The sequence below is a fragment of the Rhizobium sp. BT04 genome, assembly GCF_030053135.1.
Lineage (GTDB): Bacteria > Pseudomonadota > Alphaproteobacteria > Rhizobiales > Rhizobiaceae > Rhizobium > Rhizobium binxianense.
Genome location: NZ_CP125652.1, coordinates 2,908,133 through 2,930,998, shown reverse-complemented (window position 1 = coordinate 2,930,998; position 22,866 = coordinate 2,908,133). Strand labels below are relative to the sequence as shown.

At 61.0% G+C, this 22,866-nt stretch carries 21 protein-coding genes and 1 pseudogene; 13 read left to right on the top strand and 9 right to left on the bottom strand.

Going from position 1 to position 22,866, the window contains the following annotated elements; translation table 11 throughout:
• Positions 1-83: 83 nt before the first annotated feature.
• From QMO82_RS22680 to QMO82_RS33845, 3 genes and pseudogenes are all read right to left on the bottom strand, one after another.
• Entirely contained in the window at positions 84-908 is an 825-nt protein-coding gene (locus QMO82_RS22680) for a lytic transglycosylase domain-containing protein (protein WP_183608450.1), read from the bottom strand.
• A 274-nt stretch (positions 909-1,182) separates the two neighbouring features.
• The gene (locus QMO82_RS22675; protein ID WP_183608451.1) at positions 1,183-2,217 is read right to left on the bottom strand and encodes an aspartate-semialdehyde dehydrogenase; all 1,035 of its coding nucleotides are present in this window, start codon (positions 2,215-2,217) and stop codon (positions 1,183-1,185) included.
• Between the two features lie 110 nt (positions 2,218-2,327).
• Positions 2,328-2,531: pseudogene (locus QMO82_RS33845) on the bottom strand (hypothetical protein); the annotation flags it as partial.
• Between the two features lie 96 nt (positions 2,532-2,627).
• Here QMO82_RS33845 and QMO82_RS22670 point away from each other — a divergent pair.
• The 5 genes from QMO82_RS22670 (at position 2,628) to QMO82_RS22650 (ending at position 9,182) form a co-directional block, all read left to right on the top strand.
• On the top strand, positions 2,628-4,382 hold the full coding sequence (locus tag QMO82_RS22670; RefSeq protein ID WP_183608452.1) for an alkaline phosphatase: 1,755 nt from the start codon (positions 2,628-2,630) through the stop codon (positions 4,380-4,382).
• 211 nt (positions 4,383-4,593) lie between these two features.
• On the top strand, positions 4,594-5,055 hold the full coding sequence (locus QMO82_RS22665; protein WP_183608453.1) for a hypothetical protein: 462 nt from the start codon (positions 4,594-4,596) through the stop codon (positions 5,053-5,055).
• 6 nt (positions 5,056-5,061) lie between these two features.
• Positions 5,062-5,754 carry an ABC transporter ATP-binding protein gene (locus tag QMO82_RS22660; protein ID WP_183608454.1) on the top strand — a complete coding sequence of 231 codons (693 nt, stop codon included), beginning with the start codon at positions 5,062-5,064 and terminating at the stop codon, positions 5,752-5,754.
• On the top strand, positions 5,751-7,055 hold the full coding sequence (locus QMO82_RS22655; RefSeq protein ID WP_183608455.1) for an ABC transporter permease: 1,305 nt from the start codon (positions 5,751-5,753) through the stop codon (positions 7,053-7,055). The genes QMO82_RS22660 and QMO82_RS22655 overlap by 4 nt, the downstream gene beginning before the upstream one ends.
• 240 nt (positions 7,056-7,295) lie before the next feature.
• Complete coding sequence (locus tag QMO82_RS22650; RefSeq protein ID WP_183608456.1) at positions 7,296-9,182, top strand: MFS transporter; 1,887 nt, start codon at positions 7,296-7,298, stop codon at positions 9,180-9,182.
• A 37-nt stretch (positions 9,183-9,219) separates the two neighbouring features.
• Here the strand turns inward: QMO82_RS22650 and lpxE are convergent, their stop codons facing one another.
• Positions 9,220-9,972, bottom strand: a complete 753-nt coding sequence (gene lpxE / locus QMO82_RS22645; protein ID WP_183608457.1) for a lipid A 1-phosphatase LpxE — start codon at positions 9,970-9,972, stop codon at positions 9,220-9,222.
• Positions 9,973-10,146: 174 nt separating this feature from the next.
• Positions 10,147-11,259 carry a 3-isopropylmalate dehydrogenase gene (gene leuB, locus QMO82_RS22640; protein WP_183608458.1) on the bottom strand — a complete coding sequence of 371 codons (1,113 nt, stop codon included), beginning with the start codon at positions 11,257-11,259 and terminating at the stop codon, positions 10,147-10,149.
• A 170-nt stretch (positions 11,260-11,429) separates the two neighbouring features.
• On the opposite strand from leuB, the gene QMO82_RS22635 reads away from it, so the two are divergent.
• The gene (locus QMO82_RS22635) at positions 11,430-12,362 is read left to right on the top strand and encodes a pyridoxal-phosphate dependent enzyme (protein ID WP_183608459.1); all 933 of its coding nucleotides are present in this window, start codon (positions 11,430-11,432) and stop codon (positions 12,360-12,362) included.
• A 113-nt stretch (positions 12,363-12,475) separates the two neighbouring features.
• Here the strand turns inward: QMO82_RS22635 and leuD are convergent, their stop codons facing one another.
• From leuD to QMO82_RS22620, 3 genes are all read right to left on the bottom strand, one after another.
• Positions 12,476-13,084 (bottom strand): 3-isopropylmalate dehydratase small subunit, encoded by a 609-nt coding sequence (leuD, locus tag QMO82_RS22630; RefSeq protein WP_126907201.1) that lies wholly within the window; start codon positions 13,082-13,084, stop codon positions 12,476-12,478.
• Between the two features lie 133 nt (positions 13,085-13,217).
• Entirely contained in the window at positions 13,218-13,640 is a 423-nt protein-coding gene (locus QMO82_RS22625; protein WP_183608460.1) for a glyoxalase/bleomycin resistance/extradiol dioxygenase family protein, read from the bottom strand.
• A gap of 126 nt (positions 13,641-13,766) precedes the next feature.
• Positions 13,767-14,000: a hypothetical protein gene (locus QMO82_RS22620; RefSeq protein WP_018244124.1), complete on the bottom strand. Its 234-nt coding sequence runs from the start codon at positions 13,998-14,000 to the stop codon at positions 13,767-13,769.
• Positions 14,001-14,139: 139 nt separating this feature from the next.
• Between QMO82_RS22620 and QMO82_RS22615 the strand changes: the two genes are divergently transcribed.
• On the top strand, positions 14,140-15,039 hold the full coding sequence (locus QMO82_RS22615) for a CoA ester lyase (protein ID WP_183608461.1): 900 nt from the start codon (positions 14,140-14,142) through the stop codon (positions 15,037-15,039).
• Positions 15,039-15,245, top strand: coding sequence for a DUF1737 domain-containing protein (locus QMO82_RS22610; protein WP_183608462.1), 207 nt, complete (start codon positions 15,039-15,041; stop codon positions 15,243-15,245). Before QMO82_RS22615 ends, QMO82_RS22610 begins: the two co-directional genes overlap by 1 nt.
• A gap of 125 nt (positions 15,246-15,370) precedes the next feature.
• Here the strand turns inward: QMO82_RS22610 and QMO82_RS22605 are convergent, their stop codons facing one another.
• Positions 15,371-15,808 carry a metallopeptidase family protein gene (locus QMO82_RS22605; protein WP_003589582.1) on the bottom strand — a complete coding sequence of 146 codons (438 nt, stop codon included), beginning with the start codon at positions 15,806-15,808 and terminating at the stop codon, positions 15,371-15,373.
• Positions 15,809-15,969: 161 nt separating this feature from the next.
• Between QMO82_RS22605 and QMO82_RS22600 the strand changes: the two genes are divergently transcribed.
• The 5 genes from QMO82_RS22600 (at position 15,970) to bfr (ending at position 22,802) form a co-directional block, all read left to right on the top strand.
• The gene (locus tag QMO82_RS22600) at positions 15,970-16,914 is read left to right on the top strand and encodes an ImuA family protein (RefSeq protein ID WP_246718331.1); all 945 of its coding nucleotides are present in this window, start codon (positions 15,970-15,972) and stop codon (positions 16,912-16,914) included.
• Complete coding sequence (locus QMO82_RS22595; RefSeq protein WP_346780493.1) at positions 16,826-18,370, top strand: DNA polymerase Y family protein; 1,545 nt, start codon at positions 16,826-16,828, stop codon at positions 18,368-18,370. Before QMO82_RS22600 ends, QMO82_RS22595 begins: the two co-directional genes overlap by 89 nt.
• Entirely contained in the window at positions 18,367-21,831 is a 3,465-nt protein-coding gene (locus tag QMO82_RS22590; RefSeq protein WP_183608464.1) for an error-prone DNA polymerase, read from the top strand. Before QMO82_RS22595 ends, QMO82_RS22590 begins: the two co-directional genes overlap by 4 nt.
• A gap of 121 nt (positions 21,832-21,952) precedes the next feature.
• Positions 21,953-22,351, top strand: coding sequence for a (2Fe-2S)-binding protein (locus tag QMO82_RS22585; protein ID WP_097610568.1), 399 nt, complete (start codon positions 21,953-21,955; stop codon positions 22,349-22,351).
• On the top strand, positions 22,317-22,802 hold the full coding sequence (bfr, locus tag QMO82_RS22580) for a bacterioferritin (protein ID WP_143540700.1): 486 nt from the start codon (positions 22,317-22,319) through the stop codon (positions 22,800-22,802). Before QMO82_RS22585 ends, bfr begins: the two co-directional genes overlap by 35 nt.
• Positions 22,803-22,866 lie beyond the last annotated feature (64 nt).

The following is a 22,866-nucleotide window of genomic DNA, read 5'->3' as shown; positions in this document are numbered from 1 at the left end:
TGGTGCTGACGAAGGCTTAAAGGCCTTTTGTTTTATGCATGTCGTTATCCCGGAACCGCTGCGCACGCCCCAGGCGACATGCACTATCTGCCGGCGTCGATCTGCTGGCCGATATAGGCGATTGCCTGCTGATAGACGCTGGCGGCGTTCCAGCCCTGGATGGCGACGAAATTCGGCTCACCCGGCTGATAACCGGCGCCGGCGCGCCAGCCGTGGCCTTTGAGGAAATTCGCCGTCGAGGCCAGGGCATCGGCGCGGGAACCGACCATGTCGACGCGGCCGTCGCCGTCGCCGTCGGCGCCGAAACGTACGACATTTCGCGGCAGGAACTGCGTCTGGCCGATTTCACCATGGGCAGCGCCCTTCGCCTGCGGGCTGAGATAACCCTCGGAGACGAGCTGGAGCGCGGCATAGAGCTGGTCGGTGAAATAATCCGAACGACGGCAGTCATAGGCAAGGGTCGAAACAGCCGACAGCGTATGCTGGTTGCCCATATAGCTGCCGAAACCGGTCTCCATGCCCCAGATCGCGATCAGCGGGCCGGCAGGAACGCCGAAACGGCGCTCGATCGAGGCAAAAAGTGCCTGGTTGGCGGCCTTCATCGAACGGCCGCGGGAGATGACGGTGGCACCGCCGCGCTTCTGCATGAAAGCGTCGAAGGAGAGTTTGAAGCTCTTCTGGCCGCGGTCGGCGGCGATCGTCGGTTTGTTGTAATTGACGTTGGCGAAGGCGCGGTCGAGGACCGAACGGCTGACCCCATTTGCCGCCGCTTCCTCCTTGAAGTCGGCGACCCATGCGGTGAAACCGCTGCTATTGTTGCCGCATTGGGCGCCCTGGGCCGCTGCCGGCAGCGCGTGGAGGACGCCGGCTGTCGTTAACGCGGCCAGAAGGAATGTTGTCATGCGCATGAGAAACCCCGCTTCCGGTCTGCTGAAGCGCGCCGCGGCCGATCGGAGCCATGCGACGCGCCCTAAATCTTCGTTCTGTTCCTGCCGTTGTCCCAAAACCGCTGCACGGTTTCAGGCGGCATAGCTTGGCTTGACGCCGGGCAGAATGCCAGCCGAAAGCGACCTTGTCACGATCACCTTTGAGTCAGCGCTTATGGATAAGGGCGCCTACGGCTCGGCAAAAAGCCCTGCCTTCATCAGCAGGGCTTTAACACATTATGGTTTACAAATGGTGTCAGGCGGCATGCTTGCGCGGCTTGACAAGGCCGCGATTGACGAGCAGCTCGGCGATCTGGATGGCGTTCAATGCCGCACCCTTGCGCAGATTGTCGGAAACCACCCAGATGTTGAGGCCGTTTTCAACCGTCGCATCTTCTCGGATGCGCGAGATGTAGGTCGCATCCTCGCCGGCGGATTCATAAGGCGTGATGTAGCCGCCGTTCTCGCGCTTGTCGATGACGAGGCAACCTGGCGCATCGCGCAGGATGTCGCGGGCCTGGTCGGCGGTGATCTCGTTTTCGAACTCGATGTTGACCGATTCCGAATGGCCGATGAAGACCGGCACGCGCACCGCCGTGCAGGTCACCTTGATCTTCGGGTCGAGCATCTTCTTCGTCTCGGCCAGCACCTTCCACTCTTCCTTGGTGTAGCCGTCCTCCATGAAGACGTCGATGTGCGGGATGACGTTGAAGGCGATACGCTTGGTGAACTTCTTGTTCTCGATCGGATCGGCGACGAAGACGGCGCGCGTCTGGTTGAACAGCTCGTCCATGCCGTCCTTGCCGGCGCCGGAGACCGACTGGTAGGTCGAGATGACGACGCGCTTGATCTTGGCGAAGTCGTGCAACGGCTTCAGCGCCACCACCAGCTGGGCGGTCGAGCAATTCGGATTGGCGATGATGTTGCGCTTGGTGAACTGGCTGATGGCATCCGGGTTCACTTCCGGCACGATCAGCGGCACGTCGGCATCGTAACGCCAGGCCGACGAATTGTCGATGACGATGCAGCCCTGCTGGCCGATCTTCGGCGAGAACTTCTTGGAGATCTCACCGCCGGCCGACATCAGGCAGATGTCGGTATCGGAGAAATCGTAATTCTCCAGATTGGAGACCTTCAGCGTCCGGTCGCCAAAGGAAACCTCGGTGCCCTGCGAACGCGCGGAGGCGAGCGCCACGACCTCATCGGCGGGGAAGCCGCGTTCGGAGAGGATGTTGAGCATCTCCCGGCCGACATTTCCGGTCGCTCCCGCAATTGCTACTTTGAAACCCATTTCTCAAGCTCTCTTTCTCTTCTCTCCTCTGTCCGGTGAGGGGAAAGGCGCGACGGATCGCGTCTTCCTGTCCCCAGCCGAGCCGGGGAGAGAGCGGCAGGCCAGAGACGTCAGACGGTTTTCGTCGTCGTTTTGGCCTTGGTTTTGGCAGAAACCGGAACGGCAATGTCCACCCCGGCAACCCGTGCCCGGTCATTGCATGCAGCAATGGCGTGTTCGTCGCGAACCATGGATATTCCTTTTCCGTTGTTGCTCTTAGAAGGTTTTCCACAGGAGTCAAGGTTTTTGCGCTCAGAGCCGGAAGGCGAAAGCGGCCGCCGCCATGCTGCGACGTTTTGTCATGCCGCTGTCATCCTCGGGAGATATCCCGGCCCGGTTATCAATGTCTGCAACGAAAACGGGGGTTTTCCATGCGTACGCTTCTTGCCGCCTTTGCGGCCACCACCATCCTTGCGGGCGCCGCTCAGGCGACGACGGTCTATCCGCTCGATCGCGCCACGATTCTCGTCGGCTCGCCGTTCGATTTCAAGGTCGAGCTGAACAAGCAGGTCAAGCCCGAAGACGTGAAGATTACCGTCAACGGCCAGGACTACAAGACCGTTCTCGGGGGCGAGGCGCAGTTCGTCGAACTGGAAAAGGGCAAGGAAGATAAGGCGCTCGGTTCCGCTCTGCTGCTGCGCGGCCTGAAGATTTCCACGCCCGGCGCCTATAAGGTCGAGGTCGCCGCCGGCGACGAAACGAAGTCCGTCACCTGGAACGTCTACGAAACCGCGGCCCAGCCGAAGGCCAAGAACATCATCTTCTTGCTCGGCGACGGGCTTTCCGTTGCGCATCGTACCGCTGCCCGGATCATGTCCAAGGGCATGACCGAGGGCAAGGCGAACGGCCGCCTGAACATGGACGACCTCGACCGCATGGCTTTCATCGGCACGTCGTCGACGAACGCAGTTTCCACGGACTCGGCCAACACCATGTCGGCCTACATGACGGGCCACAAGACAGCCGTCAACGCGCTCGGCGTCTACGCGGACCGTACGCCGGCCTCCCTCGATGACCCGCGTGTCGAGACCTTCGCGGAAGCTCTCCGCCGCACGAGCAAGAAGTCGATCGGCATCGTTGCGACGGCCGAGGTCGAAGACGCCACGCCGGCTGCGGTCGTTTCCCATACCCGCAACCGCAACGACAAGGCCGATGTCGTCGGCATGCTGCTCGACGTCAAGCCCGAAGTCCTTCTCGGCGGCGGCTCGGCCTATTTCCTCGGCAAGGAAGTCGCCGGTTCCAAGCGCAAGGACAATCAGGATTACATCAAGCTGTTCCAGGACGCCGGCTACAAGCTTGCCACCGACAAGAACGAGCTCGCCGCCAATGCATCGGCTGAAGGCAACCTCCTCGGTCTCTTCCACACCGGCAACATGGACGTCACGCTCGATCGCGAGTTCCTGAAGAAGGGCACCGTCGACAAGTTCCCGAACCAGCCGGGTCTCGTCGAGATGACCAAGGTTGCGCTCGACCGCCTGTCCAAAAATCCTGACGGTTTCTTCCTGATGGTCGAAGGCTCCTCGATCGACAAGATGTCCCATCCGCTCGATTGGGATCGTGCGGTCATCGAAACCATCGAATTCGACCAGGCGATCGGCGTTGCCCGCGAGTTCCAGAAAGCCCATCCGGACACGCTGATCGTCGTTACCGGCGACCACACGCACGGCGTATCGATCATCGGCACCGTCGACGACGAGAAGCCCGGCACGGAAATGCGCGAAAAGGTCGGGACCTACGCAGAAGCCGGCTTCCCGAACTACAAGGATGAAAACGGCGACGGCTATCCCGATAGGGTCGACGTCAGCCGCCGGCTGTTTCTGAGCGCCAACAACGGCCCCGATCACTACGAGACCTTCCGTCCGAAGCTCGACGGTCCGTTCGTTCCGGCTGTCCAGAACGAAAAGAAGGAATATGTCGCCAACGAGCAGTATAAGGATGTTCCCGGCGCCGTCTTCGTTCAGGGCAATCTTCCGAAGAGCAGCGAAAGCGGCGTTCACGCCGTCGACGACGTCGTCCTGCAGTCGGCCGGTCCGGGTTCGGAAGAGTTCCATGGTTACATGGAACAGAGCGACGTCTATCGCGTGCTTGCCGACACTTTCGCCCTCGGTGCCAAGCAGACGAACTGATCTCTAGATGCGGATGATTTTAGACCGGATCGGCCTAAAATCTGAATCCGCATCTAAATCAAAGAAATAGAGCATGATGTCGTCCGAAAGCGCGCACACTTTTCGGCATCATGCTCTGGCCGATCCGGCAGGGCCGCTTGCCGGCTCTGCCTCTTTCACCGATCATGGTCCCGGCCGTTCAGCGGCCGGGATTTGCTTCCTGGAGGTCGCCATGGACATATTCTCTTCGCTGCATCTCAGCCGGCGCCGGCTGATCGGTGCCGCCGTCGCGCTTCCCTTTACCGTTTCTCCCGTTCGGGCGGCCGATTCTTCGCTCTCCTTCGACGAGCTCTATGGCAAATTCGGCGTGCTCGGCCTCGAATTCTCCGACAAGGTGAAGCGCCTTGCCGGCAAAGACGTCAGCATGAAGGGCTTCATGGCGCCGCCGTTGAAAGCCGAGGCGCAGTTCTTCGTGCTCACCGAAGTGCCGATGTCGCTCTGCCCCTTCTGCTCCTCGGATGCGGATTGGCCGGATAATATCGTCGTCGTCTATCTCGGGGAGAGGCAGACCTTCGTGCAGCCGCGCCAGACGATCGAAGTGCGCGGCACGCTGGAATACGGTTCCTGGATGGACCCGGACACCGGCTTCGTCAGCCTGCTGCGCCTTCGCCAAGCCGAATATTCCGCTGTCTGAACCGATATGCTCGCTCTTGATATCGAAAACCTTGATGTCACCTTTCCGGGCCTGTCCTCGCCGGCACTGGCGATCGACCGCCTGTCGATCGATGCCGGCAGCAGGGTCGCCATCACGGGGGCGTCCGGTTCCGGCAAGAGCACCTTCGTCAATATCGTTGCCGGGCTGGAGCGGACACGCCAAGGCCGCGTCCGTTGGAACGGCGAGGATATTGCGGGCTTTTCGGAAAACCGGCGCGACCGGTTCCGTGCCGCCAATATCGGCCTGGTCATGCAGGAGTTCCATCTTTTCCCCGGCCTGTCGGCGCTGGAAAACGTGCTTTTGCCGGCGCGGCTTGCCGGCGCCGCCACGGCTGGCGTCATCGAGCGGGCGCATTCGCTTTTGAGCACTGTCGGTCTTTCCCGTCCGGGCCAGAAGATCGAAACCATGTCGCGCGGCGAGATGCAGCGCGTGGCGATCGGCCGGGCGCTGCTGCGCAAGCCCGGCGTCATCATCGCCGACGAGCCGACGGCAAGCCTCGATGCCGAAAGCGGCGAAGCCGTCGGCGATCTCATTCTCGATCTTGCCATTGCCGAAGGCAGCACGCTGATCGTCGTTTCGCATGATCAGCGCCTGGCCGGCCGCCTCGACCGGTGCATCACCTTCGGCTCCGGCCGGATCAGCGACGATTCCGCGGCAAAGGCGGGGGAGGCTGCATGATCCGCTTCATCCTTTCCGATCTTCGTCGCCTCTGGGCAGGGTCGCTGGTGGTCGTGCTCCTGGTGGCGCTGGCGAGCGCGCTCGGCGTTTCCGTCGTGCTGCAGGAGCGGGCGCTTCGTCTCGGCAGCGCGCGCGCCGCCGACAAGTTCGATCTCGTCATCGGCGCCGGCGGCAGCGAGACGCAGCTCGTTTTGTCCTCGGTCTTCCTGCAACCCTCGCCGCTGCCGCTGATGGCGGGCGAGGTGCTGGGCAGGCTTGCCGCCGATCGCCGTGTCGACTGGGCCGCTCCGATCGGCTTCGGCGATTCCTTCTCCGGCTATCCGATCGTCGGCACGACGACTGTGTTGGTGCAAAACCTGTCCGGCGGCTTAACCGAGGGCAAGGTTTTCGCGCGCGAGGGGGAAGCGGTCATCGGCTCCGCCGTCAAGCTGGCGCTCGGCGGCGAGATCAAGCCGATGCACGGTTTGCCTGAAGAGGGCGGCGAGACCCATACCGAACTCGTCTACCATATCGCCGGCCGCCTGCGGCCGACGGGTACTGCCTGGGACCGGGCCATTCTTGTTCCGATCCAGGCCGTCTGGCATATCCATGGCCTGGAGGCGGAGGAAGGTGCTGGGACCGAGCACGAGCATGAAACGGCGTCCGGCACGGGTACGGCTGAACATGGCCATGCGCATGAGGACGCCGGCGACCATCACGAGGGGCATGAGCATCACGGCAAGCTTGACCCGGATGCCGCGCTCAACGAGCGCTGGACTGCAGACGCGCCCGGCCTTCCCGCCATTCTCGTCAAGCCGAAGACGATCGCCGACGCCTACAGGCTGCGGCAGGAATATCGCAGCGGCAATACCGTCGCCGTCTTTCCCGGCGAGGTGCTGACCAATCTCTACGCCACGCTCGGCGACGCCAAGCAGATCCTCGTCGCGGTCGCCGCCGGCGCGCAAGCTCTCGTCGCAGCCTCGCTGGTGCTGGTCACGGTCATCCATATCGGCCAGCGCCGCCGCCAGATCGGCGCGCTTAGGGCTTTCGGCGCCCCGCGCGGCGCGATCTTCGGCATCGTCTGGCTGGAATTCTTCTTCCTGGTGGCGGTCGGCATCGGGCTCGGATTCGCGTTCGGTTATGCCGCGGCGCTGACCTTGTCAGGGATGTTCTCGCAGACGAGCGGGATCGCCATGCCGGTGGGCTTTGCCCGCGAGGATGCCGGACTTGCAGGGGTGCTGCTTGCCTTTGCGACAATCCTTGCAGCACTGCCGGCGGTGCTCGCCTACCGGCAATCGCCGGCACAGGCGCTGAGGGCATAGTGCATTGGCGTAAACAAGATCTCCTTCCAAGCCTCTCCGGCGGCTGAATGCTCACGGGCGGTGGACGTGCCGATGTGCCTGACAAAACCTGTCTCTCTTAGACTAAAGTCATAATCCCAAAGCCTCTCTCTTTGTGGCCCGTCTTTTCTGGCACACTCTCGTCAGGCGTGTCGCGGCCAGGGGTCTGCTTTGAGGAGAGTAGGTCGCGCGCGTTGCTCATCACTCTGTGGAGGACAGACAATGGCTAATGTCGTAAGCATCGACGGCGCGAAGGCCGGTCCGATGACGGGCGAAGAGAAGAAGGTGATCTTCGCCTCTTCGCTCGGCACCGTTTTCGAATGGTATGATTTCTATCTCTACGGTTCGCTCGCCACCTATATCGGCGCGACCTATTTCACCCAATATCCCGAGGCGACGCGCAACATCTTCACGCTGCTCGCCTTTGCCGCCGGCTTCCTGGTGCGCCCCTTCGGCGCGCTGGTGTTCGGCCGTCTCGGCGATCTCGTCGGACGCAAATACACCTTCCTAGTGACGATCCTGATCATGGGTCTGTCGACCTTTCTCGTCGGTATCCTGCCGGGCGCCGCCACGATCGGCATCGCAGCGCCGATCATCCTGATCGCGTTACGCCTGTTGCAGGGATTGGCGCTGGGCGGTGAATATGGCGGCGCGGCGACCTATGTCGCCGAACATGCGCCGAATGGCCGCCGCGGCTATTTCACGTCGTGGATCCAGACGACGGCAACGCTCGGCCTGTTCCTGTCGCTGATCGTCATCGTGCTGGTTCAATATCTGATGGGCCCGGTTCAATTCGCCGCCTGGGGCTGGCGCATTCCGTTCCTGGTCTCGGTCGTCCTGCTCGGCGTCTCCGTCTGGATCCGCCTAAAGATGAACGAATCGCCGGCGTTCCAGCGGATGAAGGCGGAAGGCAAGGGCTCCAAGGCGCCTCTGACCGAAGCTTTCGGCCAATGGAAGAACGCCAAGATCGCGATCATCGCGCTTCTCGGCGCCACCATGGGCCAGGCAGTCGTCTGGTACGGCGGCCAGTTCTATGCACTGTTCTTCCTGCAGAACGTGCTGAAGGTGGATCTGCAGTCGGCCAACATCATGGTCGCCATCGCGCTCTTCCTCGCCACGCCGTTCTTCGTCATCTTCGGCGGCCTTTCCGACAAGATCGGCCGCAAGCCGATCATCATGGCGGGTCTTCTCATCACGGCGGTGACCTATAATCCGCTGTTCAAGGCGATGACCTGGACTGCGAACCCGGCGCTTGCCGAAGCGCAGGCAACGATCCGGGCAACGGTGACGGCCGATCCGGCGGATTGCAGGTTCCAGTTCAACCCGACCGGCACGGCGAAGTTCACCAGCTCCTGCGACGTGGCGACGGCGTTCCTGACGAGGAACTCGGTGCCTTACGACGTCGTGCCGGGTCCCGCCGGTCAGCCGGCAACGGTGAAGATCGGCAACGCGACGATCCCGAGCTTCGACGTCGTCGCTGCCGGCGACAAGGCCAAGGGCATGACCGCCGCCTTCGAAAAGGGCGTCAACATCGCGCTTCACGATGCCGGTTACCCGCTGAAGCGCGGCGTGGCCAAGGTGCCGGATGCCAAGCTCGATGCCTTTATCGCGGCCAATCCGGAACTGTCGCTCAATGCCGATGCCGTGCGCGCCGGCGAAAAGGAAACCGTGCCGGCGGCCAAGCTGGTCGAAACCAAGCTGCTGACGGCCGATGAGGCCAACGGCGTCACCGATATGGCGGTCTACAACGTCGCCAATGGCGGCACGTTTGCCATGGCGGCCGATCCGGCCCGCGTCAACTGGATCGGCACGATCGCCATCCTGTTCGTCCTCGTCCTCTATGTGACCATGGTCTACGGCCCGATTGCGGCACTGCTGGTCGAGCTCTTCCCGACCCGCATCCGCTATACCGGCATGTCGCTGCCCTATCACATCGGCAACGGCTGGTTCGGCGGCCTGCTGCCGGCGACGGCCTTCGCGATGAGCGCTGCCGCGGGCGATATCTATTATGGTCTCTGGTATCCGATCGTCTTTGCGACGATCACGCTGGTGATCGGCCTGATCTTCCTGCCGGAGACGAAGAACAGAGATATCCACGCCATGGATTGAGGAAGCGCATTCGCGTTTAAGAAAAAAGGCCCGGCGCTTACAAGGCGCCGGGCTTTTCTGTATCGGAAAACAAGCGTTTGGCGAGGGGCCAGCCATCCGGCGCCAGTTTGAAGAGCAGGCCGCAGCGGGCAAAGACGATCGCCGTCAGCAGCGAGAACCAGGCCCCGAACGCAAGGCCGGCGATGACGTCGCTCGGATAATGGGCGCCGACCATGACACGGGTCATGCCGAGCCAGATGGCGCAGGCGATGAAGGCAACGCGGTAGCGTGGAAACAGCAGGGCGAAAGCGGCGAAGAAGGCGCCGACCGTGGTGGAATGCCCGGACGGAAAACTTTCGAAAGCGGCATGGCCTGAAAAGGGCGTGAAGGAAAACATGCCGTAATCGTGAAAATGATCGGGACGCGCCCTGCCGATCGCCCGCTTCAGCAGATTGGCGAGAAGCCCCGACAAGACGACCGTGGTGAAGAGATAGGCGCCGATCCAGCTGACATAGAGCGCCTGCGCCTTGGAGCGCGCCGTCTTCACAAGCTTGTAGCCCGCCCGGCCCTGAAAGAACAGCAGGATGCTGGTGTAGATCAGCCAGGCGGAATCGCCGAAACCGGTCAGCATTTCGCCGAGGTGCTTCACTGGTGCTGGAGCTTCACTGGCGCCGATCGGTGCGTCGAAGAGCAGCATCGAGAGGATCACGGCATTGAGCGTGATGAAGAGACAGGCCTGCCAGCGCAAAGGCGGCATGCCGACGCTGCTCCGGCGCCAGCGCCTGTCCAGGGAAGCCCAAAATGCCCGCATGCCGTCGTCCGTTCGAATTTGCCCGCTCGTTAAATCCGGCGCAAAAATACACGAGATTGTGGCTAGGAATAGTCCGTTTGGGATAATTCGACCAAGCCGGTCCGGGTCGCGTTCTTAAGAAAAAAGCCCTCCGCATGCATCATGCGAAGGGCCGGAACTGTTTCACGTGAAATATCAGGCGGAAAGCGTCTTGAACTCGGCGAGGATCGCATCGCCCATCTCGACGGTGCCGACCTGCCTTGCGCCATCGGCCATGATGTCGCCGGTGCGGATGCCCTTGTCGAGCACGTTGGCGATCGCCTTTTCCAGGTCGTCGGCTTCCTTCACCAGGTTGAAGGAATAACGCAGGCACATGGCGAAGGAGGCGATCATGGCGATCGGATTGGCGATGCCCTTGCCGGCAATGTCGGGGGCCGAGCCATGCACCGGCTCGTAGAGCGCCTTGCGCTTGCCGGTCTTGCCGTCAGGCGCGCCGAGCGAGGCCGACGGTAGCATGCCGAGCGAACCGGTCAGCATGGCGGCGACGTCGGAAAGCATATCGCCGAAGAGATTGTCGGTGACGATGACATCGAACTGCTTGGGCTGGCGCACCAGCTGCATGCCGCCGGCATCGGCCAGCATGTGTTCGAGCTGGACGTCGGAATATTTCGCCTTGTGCGTCTCGGTGACCACCTGGTTCCAGAGCACGCCCGACTTCATGACGTTGCGCTTTTCCATGGAGCAGACGCGGTTCTGCCGCGTGCGGGCCATTTCGAAGGCGACGCCGGCGATGCGCTCGATCTCGTAGGTATCGTAGACCTGCGTGTCGATGCCGCGCTTCTGGCCGTTGCCGAGGTCGATGATTTCCTTCGGCTCGCCGAAATAGACGCCGCCCGTCAGCTCGCGGATGATCAGAATGTCGAGGCCTTCGACCAGTTCCGGCTTCAGCGACGAGGCCGCGGCCAGGGCGGGATAGCAGATGGCGGGGCGCAGGTTCGCGAAGAGCTGCAGATCCTTGCGCAGGCGCAGCAAGCCGGCTTCCGGGCGCACGTCGTAAGGCACGCTATCCCATTTCGGGCCGCCGACGGCACCGAAGAGCACGGCATCGGCGGCAAGCGCCTTCTGCATGTCGGCTTCGGAGATCGCCGCGCCATGCGCATCGTAGGCGCTGCCACCGACAAGGCCTTCGTCGGTGACGAAACCGGCATTCATCGCCTCGTTCATATAGGCGATGATCTTGCGGACCTCGCCCATGGCCTCGGGACCGATGCCGTCACCCGGCAGCAGGAAAAGATTGCGCGCTGTCATGAAACCCTCCTGGGAAAAACAAGTTGCGGTTTCTTAGACCCCGGAAATGGGCATTTCAAGCGAGAGAAGGGGCGAATCGGTACGCTTGGCTCTTCGCCGCGATATTGCTCCTGCGCCTGCAAAAGGATTAGAACCGGCAGACCCCGCTTTAATTTCCCTGGATGGTTCTTATGTCTTTCGCATCTCTCCATCTCGACACCCCCTTGGTTCAGACAGCACCTGGCTACAGCGCCAGCGGCAAGCCGCTCTGGCTGAAGCTCGATGCGCTGCAGCCTTCCGGCAGCTTCAAGCTGCGCGGCGTCGGCCGGCTTTGCCGGCATGAGGTGGAAAATGGTGCGCGCGAGATCTTCTGCGCGTCCGGCGGCAATGCCGGCATTGCCGCGGCCTATGCCGGACGGGCGCTCGGTGTGCCGGTCACCATCGTCGTGCCGGAAACGACGGCGGCCGATGTGCGGCAGACGATCGCCGCAACGGGCGCGAATGTCCTCGTTCATGGTTCGGTTTTCGACGAAGCCAATGCCCATGCGGTCGAACTCGCCCGGAGCCGCAACGCGACCTATGTGCACCCCTTCGACCATCCGCTTCTGTGGGACGGCCATGCGACGCTGATCGATGAGGTGGTGGCGAAGGGTGCCAAATTCGATTGCGTCGTCACCAGCGTCGGTGGCGGCGGGCTGCTGGCCGGCATTGTCGAGGGGCTGAAGCGAAACGGGCTTTCCGATGTGCCTGTTATCGCCGTCGAAACGGAAGGGGCGGCCTCGCTGAATGCCAGCCTCGAGGCGAATGAGCGCATTGTCCTTCCCGCCATCACCTCGATTGCCAATTCGCTCGGGGCGCGGCAGGTGGCGCAGCATGTTTTCGACCTGCCGGAGCAGCATCCGATCGAAAGTGTCGTCGTCAGCGACGCCGATGCGGTCGCCGCCTGCCTGAAATTTGCCGATGCCTATCGCATCTTGGTCGAGCCGGCCTGTGGGGCGGCCCTTGCCGTTGCCGATGTGCATGCCGGGCTGCTTCAGCGCTTCGACAATCCGCTGATCGAAGTCTGCGGCGGCATCGGCGTGTCGCTCGAAAAGCTTAAGGCCTGGAAAGAAAAGCTTCTCTGATCGACCGCAATTCAAAGTGTTACAGCGTCTTTTGCGCGTCTGGAAAGAGGCGCGACGCTTTAAAGAAAAAGCCGGGCGAAAGTCCGGCTTGATCGATCATTATTGGAGAGCGCTCAGGCCGCCCAGGGGTGCGACGCGGCGTTCTTCTTTTCGAAGCTGTCGATCGCCTTGCCCTTTTCCAGGGTCAGGCCAATGTCGTCGAGGCCGTTCAGCAGGCAGTGACGCTTGAACTCGTCGAGATCGAACTTGATCGAGCCGCCGTCGGGGCCGGTGATCTCGAGGTTTTCGAGATCGACGGTCAGGATGGCGTTGGAGCCGCGCGAGGCGTCGTCCATCAGCTTGTCGAGATCGTCCTGGCTGACCTTGATCGGCAGGATGCCGTTCTTGAAGCAGTTGTTGTAGAAAATATCGGCGAAGCTGGTCGAGATGACGCAGCGGATACCGAAATCGAGAAGCGCCCAGGGCGCGTGCTCACGCGAGGAGCCGCAGCCGAAATTGTCGCCGGCAACCAGGATCTTGGCATCGCGGTAGGCCGGCTTGTTCAGCACGAAATCCGGGTTTTCGGAGCCGTCTTCGTTATAACGGGCCTCCGCGAAGAGGCCGGTGCCGAGGCCGGTGCGCTTGATCGTCTTCAGATAATCCTTCGGGATGATCATGTCGGTGTCGATGTTGACGACCGGCAAGGGCGCAGCAACGCCCGTGAGCTTCACGAATTTATCCATGACCCATGCTCCATTTCTGCAAATCTACTTCCTGAATTTGCATCTAGTCCAGTTTTCCGCCGAAATGAAGGAGAATCTTTCTAAAATGGCGGCCACGCGATGTTTCGCGCGGCCTGCCATCGTGCGTGTTTCGTCATTTGGTCGGTGCGTTCAGGCCCCAGAGGACGCCGAACGGGTCGCGAAGCTGGCCGTATCGGTCGCCCCAGAACATCAGTTCGACCGGCATGACGACTTCGGCGCCGGCAGCGACGGCGCGATCCCACCAGAAATCGATATCATCGATCACCAACTGGATGGCGAAGCCTTCATGCCCTTTGAAGGGGTGGCCGTATTCGGGATAGGCATCCGACAGCATGAGGGAGCTGCCGTTGATGTAGAGATGCACATGCATCGTCCGGCCGCTCTCGTCGACCGGCACGGTATAGGCCTCTTCGGCGCCGAAAGCCTTCTTGTAGAATTCGGCGGCTTTCACCGCGCCACCGACCGTCAGATAGGGCAACAGGCCATTCTTGACCGGCGGCATCTTGGTCGGGTTGCTTTCTGTCGTTGCATCCATGCTTGTCCTCCATTCATCTTAGCGCCGGCTGAATGCCTGGCTGCTTCAAGGACGTAGCATGGAAGCATGATCCGACAGTGTCGGCCGAAATTTTTCGGCGAACCAAAATTTTCAGCGAAAAGGTGATCAGAGATCGATGATCGTGCCGCGGCCGTCGTTCCAGACCCGCATCTCCGGCTTACCGTTATTTGCCTTGGCACGGACCGGAGCGGGTTTCATCTTCATCGATAGCGCGCGCCCGACCATGAGTACGGTCAGGATGCCGCCGACGGCAAGTGTCACCGAAAAGGTGAGAAGCAGCATGGCCACGAAAACGGTGGCGCCGGCAAGCATGAGGAAGATGGAGCGAATGTTCTGCATGGGTTTGAGACCTTTCTTCGGAAAGGAATGTGGTCCTTCTCTTTCCTCTCTGCAAGGCAAGCATGGCTTTTTGTTGTTCTGCTGGACGTCTGGCATGGGCTGCTTGCTTCGGCGTGCAAAGCTTGGCACTAATTCGGCCATGAGCCGAAACCCCGTGACCCCCCGCCTGCGCCGTTCGGTGCTGAGCGTGCCTGCCATCAATCCCCGGGCGCTGGAAAAGACCCATGCGGTCGATTGCGATGCGGTGATCTTCGATCTCGAGGATTCCGTGGCGCCGGAAAAGAAGTTGGAAGCGCGGGAAAACCTGAGGCGCTTCTTTTCGGATCGTCCGCTCGAAAATAAGGAGCGGATCATTCGCATCAACAGCCTGTCATCGAATTTCGGCCTGGACGATATGGAGCTGGTGACGGCCCTTGCTCCCGCTGCCGTGCTGCTGCCGAAGGTCGACGAGCCGCAGGATGTCACTGATATCAGCGACCTTCTCTCCGAGGCGGATGCATCGGAAGATCTGCGCATCTGGGCGATGATCGAGACGCCGCGCGGTATCCTGAATGCGGGAGCGATCGCCGAAGCCGGGCGCACGCCGGGCTCGCGGCTCGACTGTCTCGTCGTCGGGCTCAACGACCTGCGCAAGGAAACCGGCGTGCTGGCGCAGCCGGGGCGGGGCTATCTGGTGCCGTGGCTGATGCAGGTCGTGCTTGCGGTCAGCGCTTACGGGCTCGATGCAATCGACAGCGTCTTCAACGATTTCAGGGACGAGCAGGGTTTCGATGCCGAATGCCGGCAGGGCCGGGCCATGGGCTTTGCCGGCAAGATGCTGATCCACCCGGCGCAGATCGAGCCCGCCAACCGGCATTTCGGCCCGGATCCGGCCGCGATTGCGGAAGCCGAGGCGATCATCGCTGCTTTTGCCGATCCCGCCTCCGATGGGTTGAACGTCATCAATGCAGGTGGGCGGATGATCGAGCGTCTGCATCTTGTTCAAGCCGAAGCTCTGGTTCATAAAGCTCGCCTGATTTCTGCAAGAAAGCCCGCCTGATGAAACTCTACCGCTTCCTGACCGGTCCCGACGACGCTTCCTTCTGCCACAAGGTCACCGCTGCCCTCAACAAGGGCTGGTCGCTGGAAGGCTCGCCGACCTATGCCTTCAATGCCGCAACCGGCGCGATGCAATGCGGCCAGGCCGTCGTCAAGTCTGTCGAAGGCAAGGATTACGATCCCGAGATGAAGCTCTCCGAGCAATAGCGCGTTCTGCCGAACGCGCGGCTTAAAGCATGTCGCGCAAAAGTGTGCAGCGGTTTTGCGGCAACGACATGCGTAAAACAAAGAGCTAAAGCGCAAGGAGCGAATCTGAAAGATTGCGACGCGCTTTAGCGTTCGGCGGCTTCCTCGGCGCTGGCCTCGATCCGCTCCATGTCATCGTCGCTCAGCCCGAAATGGTGGCCGATCTCGTGGATCAGGACATGGGTGATGATATCGCCGAGCGTCTCGTCGTTCTCAGCCCAGTAATCGAGGATGGGGCGCCGGTAGAGGCGGATGCGGTTCGGCATCTCGCCGGTTTCCAGCGTGAAACGTTCGGAAATGCCCCTGCCCTCGAAAAGGCCGAGCAGATCGAAAGGGGTTTCCAGCGCCATGTCCTCGAAAACGTCGTCATCGGGGAAATCTTCGATCTCGATCGTGAGGTTGGTCGTCAGCTGGCGGAATTCATCCGGCAGATGGCTGTAGGCCTCCATGGCCAGCGACTCGAAGGTGCTGATCGTCGGCGCATGGCGGTCCCGCCAATCATCGCTCTGGTCTATGCGGGCCATGAATATTCCTTCCTTTGCGGGCCCATATAGAACCTTTATCGCCGATTTTCGAGTGCGGAATCAAAGGCAGGAATAAATTCATAGAAAATGGCCGTTGACTCTTCATTAGCTCTCTGGAATCTATAAGAACATAACAGGAACAAGACGGATCGGAGAACGCCATGGCGCAGCACGCCCTGGCGCGCGAGCGGCTTTTTGCGCTCCGCGAAACCATTGCCCGACTGGAGGGAAGGCCCGCGCCAGCGCTTGCCGCAGCGGAGCAGGAAGCCCTGGCAGAAGGACGTAAGAACCACCAGGAGCGCATTCTGCCGCCCCTACCGTTTGGGGTGGAGTTTCTCGATGGGGCATTGGAAGGCGGCCTGCCGCTCGATGCGATCACCGAATTCCGCTCGGCTCTGTCTCGTGATGCAGGTGCTGCAAGCGGGCTGGCGATGGCTGTTGCCGCGCGGCTGCAGAAACAGGAGGCGGATGCCGGCAGGCTTTTGCCGTTGCTGTGGATCGGCGATGCTGTCGGCACGCTGGAGGCCGGTCGTCCCTATGCTCCCGGGCTTCGGGATTTCGGACTGAGCCCGGAGCGGTTTCTCCATGCCGCGCCGCGCAAGCTGGACGAGGCGCTCTGGCTGGTGGAGGCCGCGGTGGAAAGCGCTGCCTTCTCGGCGGTCATCTTCGAGGTGCGAGGCAATCCCGCCCATTTCGGCCTGACCGAAAGCCGCAGGCTCAGTCTTCGGGCGCGGGCTGCCCGCCATCCGCTCTTTCTCGTCCGCCAGGCCGGGGCGGAGGAGGCAAGCAGTGCGGCCTTCCGCCTGCATGTCGAACCGGGCCCCTCCGCTCTGCGGCCGTTGCCGGACGGATCGAAGCTTTCCGGCAGCATCGGCAATCCGATTTTCCGTCTGACGCTGGAGAAGAGCCGCAATCCGGCCCCGCTCTCCTTTCTTCTGGAGTGGAATCCCCATGAACGCGAATTTCTCCCTGTCGCCGAACCAAACCTCGTTCGTCCTCCAGGCGAACAGTCAGCGCATTCTGGCGATCAGCTTCCCGCATCTGCCAACGGACCGCATCGCCCGCAGGCGATGGGGGCTCTCCTGGCGTTCGAAAGGGCGTCCTGAGACCCCGCCTATCGTCTGTTCCGGCAAACTCAACAATGTCATGCGGCTGACGGCACTGGACGAGTTGGCCGAGAGTCTGGGGCTGAAGAAGGAGTTGGGCGTTGCCGAAGCGCGTGCCATGTACCCAACGCTCGAGGTCGTCGAAGAGGATCCGGTGGCCGACCGCCGGTTGCTGGAGGCAATTGCCGATTGGTGCGACCGTTATACGCCGCTGGTGGCGTTCGACGACAAGGACGGTCTGTTTCTCGACATTAGCGGCTGCGCCCATCTCTTCGGCGGTGAAAAGGCACTTCTCAGGGATGTGCTGTCACGGCTTTTTCATATGGGCTTCGATGCGTGCGGGGCGGTCTCATCGTCGCCGGGCCTTTCCTGGGCCGTGTCCCGCTTCGGGCAAGGCGGCGTGATCGAGGACGAGGAGACGGACCATGTGCTGATGTCCTTGCCGGTTGCAGCCTTGCGGCTGCAAGAACAAACCGTCGATGCCCTGAAGAAGCTCGGTCTGAAATATGTCGGCGACGTCATCGATGCGCCGCGAGCGCCGCTGACCCGCCGGTTCGGCCCGCAGCTGCTTTTGCGTCTCGACCAGGCGCTGGGGCGTGAAGAGGAGCCGGTCTCGCCCCGGCGTCCGGTCGCCAGCCTTTCGGCCGAAAGCCGGCTGATCGAGCCCATCGGCACGGAAGAACAGATCCTGGCCGTCACCAGGCAGGTCGCCCTATCGTTGCAGCCGTCGCTGGAGGCGCGGGGCGCCGGCGGGCGGGTGTTCGAACTGGTGCTGTTTCGCGTCGACGGCAGGGTCTTTCGTATCTCCGTCGGCGCTTCGCAGCCGCTGCGCGAACCAAAGGTCATCGCCGGGCTTTTTGCCGAGCGATTGCAGGCGGTCTATGACGATCTCGATGCCGGTTATGGTTTCGAAATCCTGCGGTTGAATGTGTTGCGACATGATCCCTTCAATGAGGCGCAGGCTGATTTCGAGGGCGACCGCCAGGGAGAGATCTCGCTTTCGGTTTTCGTCGACCGGGTCTCGGCCCGACTGGGTGCGGATTGCCTGCAAAGCTTCCAGCTCCGCGAGAGCCATGTGCCGGAACGCGCCGTCATCACGGTGCCTGTAATGGAGGGTCTTCCCAGGCGGAAGGCGGCGCCGGACATCCAACTTCCTTTCCGCCAAGAGCGCCCGCTGCGGCTCTTTGCAACGCCGGAGCCGGTCGAGATCATGCTCGCCGAAGTGCCCGATGGTCCGCCGCAGGTGTTCCGCTGGCGGCGCATGCAGCATCAGGTGGCTAGAAGCGAAGGGCCGGAACGGATTGCCATGGAATGGTGGATCGATGGGGATGACGCCGAGGCGCGCGACTATTTCCGCATCGAGGACGAGACCGGGCATCGCTTCTGGATCTATCGCCGCGGTTTCTATGGCGGGGAATTGGATCCTCGCTGGTTCATGCATGGGGTCTTTGCATGAAAAGCGAACCCGCATTTTTCGAGATCGGCGTGAGAACGAATTTTTCGTTTCTCGAAGGCGCTTCCAGCCCGGAAGAGATGGTCGTGCAGGCCGCTCATCTCGGGCTCGGCGGTCTCGGGATTGCGGACCGGAATTCGGTTGCCGGCGTGGTCAGGGCGCATGCGCAGGCGCTGCAACTCGAGGAGAGATACAAGAACAGAGATGCGATAATGGCTCAAGCGGAGAAGGAGGGGAAAAAGGAAGAGATTGTCGATCCCATCCGGATTCAGCCCGGCGCCCGTCTCGTTTTTTCCGACGATACGCCTGATATCCTCGCCTACCCACGCAACCGGCGGGGCTGGGCAAATCTTTGCCGCCTTCTCAGCGCCGGCAATCTGAAGGATGAAGCGGTCAAGGGAAGCTGCATTCTGACAGAAGCGGAATTGATGGAATGGGGGGACGAGATGATGCTTGTCCTCGTTCCCGATCGCACTCTTGTCGAGAGCCAGGCCGGGCAGTCGGCACTGGAGGATTATCTGGAGCGGTTTCGCAGACGGTTCGGCAAGGCTTTTTTTATGGCGCTGGCGCCAGCCTATGACGGCCGCGACAGGCAGGTCTTTGCGGTGCTTGCCATGCTTGCGGCACGAAATCGCCTGCCGCTGATTGCGACCAACCAGCCGCTTTACCATCATCCCGAACGCCGGCCGCTTTCGGATGTCGTGATCGCGATCCGGGAGCATGTACAGATAGCGCAGGCCGGATTCCTGCTGGCGCCGAATGCCGAACGCTACCTCAAGGATTCACGTGAAATGGTCCGGATCTTCCGGGACTATCCCGGTGCGATCGAAAATACGCAGGTCTTCTTCGGCAAGCTGAGCTTTTCGCTGACGGAGCTGGAGCATAATTATCCACCTGAAAACGATCCCGGCGAAACGCCGCAGGAGACCTTGGAAAGGCTGACGAGAACGGGAGCTGCAAAGCGCTATCCCGAGGGTATCCCGCCCAAGGTGGCGATGCAGATCGATTATGAGCTGAAACTTATCGGCGATAAGAAATATGCCTCTTACTTCCTGACGGTTCACAGGATCATCCAGCACGCCCGTTATGAACTCAAGGTCTTGTGCCAGGGGCGCGGATCGGCAGCAAATTCGGTTATCTGCTATTGCCTCGAAATAACGGAAGTCGATCCGCAAAAGAGCACGCTGCTCTTCGACCGCTTCATTTCGATGGATCGCGACGAACCGCCGGATATCGATGTCGATTTCGAACATGACCGGCGTGAAGAGGTCATCCAGTACATCTATAAAACCTACAAAAGAGAACATGCCGGGCTGACGGCGGGTGTGACCACCTACCGGACCCGTTCGGCCGGCCGTGAAGTCGCCAAGGCCTTCGGGCTGTCGGAGGATGTCCAGTCGGCGATCAGCAGTCTCGTCTGGGGCTGGTCGGAGGACAATCTCTCGGAACGTGATGCCAAGGCAGCCGGCCTCGATATCAAGGATCCGGTGACACGGAACGTGCTGAAATATGCCTCCGAGCTTCTCGGCTTTCCCCGCCATCTCACCCAGCATGTCGGCGGCTTCGTCATTACGCGGGACCGGCTCGACGAGGTGGTGCCGATCATGAAGACGGCAATGCCGGATCGCTACATGATCGAGTGGGACAAGGACGATCTCGACAACGTCAAGATCCTCAAGGTGGATGTGCTGGCGCTTGGCATGCTGACCTGCCTGCGCAAGGCCTTTTCGCTGCTTGAACTGCATTACGAGGTCAAGAAGACGCTTGCAGATCTCGGCAACCGGGAACATGGGGACGAAGGCAAACCGGTCTATGAGATGATGGGCCGGGCCGATACGCTTGGCGTCTTCCAGATCGAGAGCCGGGCACAGATGAGCATGCTGCCGCGTCTCAAACCGACGGTGTTCTACGACCTCGTCATCGAGGTGGCGATCGTCCGGCCGGGGCCGATCCAGGGCGATATGGTGCATCCCTATCTGAAGCGCCGGGAGCAGCGGGCCAAAAACATTCCGATCGAATATCCGAGCAAGGAGCTGGAAGCGGTTCTGGAAAGAACCCTCGGCGTGCCGCTGTTCCAGGAACAGGCGATGCAGATCGCCATCACAGCTGCAGGCTTCAGACCGGCGGAAGCCGACAAGCTTCGCAGAGCGATGGCGACATTCAAGAGAACCGGTACGATCGGCAATTTCGAGAAGCGGTTCATCGAGGGAATGGCCTCAAAGGGTTATACCCAGGAATTCGCGCAGCAATGTTTCAACCAGATCAAAGGTTTCGGTGAATATGGTTTCCCTGAAAGCCATGCCGCCTCCTTTGCGCTGCTCGTCTATGCCTCCTCATGGCTCAAGGCCTATTACCCCGATGTCTTCTGCGCGGCGATGCTGAATTCCCAGCCGATGGGGTTTTATGCGCCGGCGCAGCTGGTGCGCGATGCACGCGAACACGGGGTAAAAATCCTGCCGGTCGACATCAACGAATCCGACTGGAATTGCGGTCTGGAAGAGGCGGCCTTCGATCCGAATGCCGTCGATTTCCGCCACCGTGAGATGCGCGAGATTATCAAGGCCCGGCACGCGGTGCGGCTCGGCTTTCGGCAGATCAAGGGTGTCTCGGATAAAGAGATGGCGCTGCTCGTCAAAAATCGAGGTAAAGGGTACAGTTCCGTTCGGGATCTCTGGCTGCGGTCCGGCCTGCAGAAATCCGTCATCGAACGACTGGCGGATGCGGATGCGTTCCAATCCCTCAGACTATCGCGACGCGATGCGCTCTGGGCGGTGCGGGCGCTGGATGTGAAGAGCGCGGCCGAGGAGCTGCCGCTTTTCGAGCAGGCCCGTCACGTCGATCTCCAGGTCGAGCCTGCAACGAAGCTGCCGGACATGCTGCCGGGAGAGCAGGTCATCGAGGACTATCGTTATCTCTCGCTGTCGCTGAAGGCGCATCCCGTTTCATTTCTGCGGGAGGAGCTTCAAAGGATGGGCATCACGCGCAATGTCGATCTGTTGAAGGTCGCGAACGGAAAGAGGGTGACGATTGCCGGCCTCGTGCTGGTGCGCCAGCGGCCGGGTTCGGCCAAAGGTGTGATCTTCATGACGCTGGAAGACGAGACCGGGATTGCCAATGCGATCGTCTGGAACAAGATATTCGACACATACCGCTCGGTTGTGATGGGCGCGCGGCTGGTGAAAATCCGCGGTCGGCTGCAAAGCCAGAGCGGAGTGATCCATACCGTCGTCGAACATATCGAGGACATGACGCCGGCGCTCGGGATCCTGCAACGCGAGGCCCGGCGTTTCGGGGGCTGCGAGCGGGCAGACGAGGTGCTGAGACCGGGTGGCGATCAACGGCAGAAAAAGCTTGCGAATGCGCCGGAGAGGGCGGAGCTGGAAAAACGGATGGTTGTGGCAGGCCGCCATACGGGCGCGGCGGAAACCGCCGAAGTGATGCCGCGCGGACGCAACTTTCATTAAAGGGCGCCGCACTGATCGGGATCATACGGCATGCCTTCACCGCCTTATGGCGTCATCACCCTGGAACCACTGGATAATCTCGGACGATATGCATCGGAGTCGCATCCGGACACCGGGCTCGATGATCCGGGGCTCGAATTTTTTCTTGACAGCCACCATCTTCTTTAGCAGAAAACACGATAGTCAGTGTCATGTTTGGAATGAAGACGTGCTTGTCTGCAGCTGCAATTATATAACCGACAAGGAAATCCGGGAGGTTATCACCAACCTTCTCGATGAAGACTGTTGGCAGCTTATCGTGCCGGCGAAGGTCTACCACGCCATGGAAAAACGCGGCCGCTGCTGCGGCTGTTTCCCCAACGTCGTCGATATCATTATCCAGACGACCGAGGAGTATCACGCCCGTCGCCACTCGACGGAGACTGAAATATTTGATTTCATGTCCCGCTTGAAACAATTCCATGAGGAAAACAGGAGAGCGGACATTGAAAGGCGACAAAAAGGTCATCGAGCGGCTTAACGAGGCGTTGTTCCTCGAGCTCGGGGCGGTCAATCAATATTGGGTTCATTATCGGCTTCTTGAGGACTGGGGCTACACCAAGCTCGCCAAGAAGGAGCGCGCCGAATCTATTGAAGAGATGCATCATGCCGATCGGCTTGTTGCGCGCATCATTTTCCTTGAAGGCCATCCCAATCTGCAGACCCTTGCACCTCTGCGCATCGGCCAGAACGTCAAAGAAGTGCTGGAAGCCGATCTTGCCGGCGAATACGACGCCCGCGCGGCCTATAAGAAGTCGCGCGATATCTGTTATGAGGCCGGCGATTACGTCTCCATGAAGCTTTTCGAAGAGCTGCTGGCGGATGAGGAAGGTCATATCGACTTCCTCGAAACGCAGCTCGAGCTGCTCGGGAAAATCGGCGAAAGCAAATACGGCCAGCTTAACGCCGACTCCGCCGACGAAGCCGAATAACCATTCGCACGAGAAACCGGCCGCCGCCGCGGCCGGGATTCCGCACCTGATATTATCAGGTGCA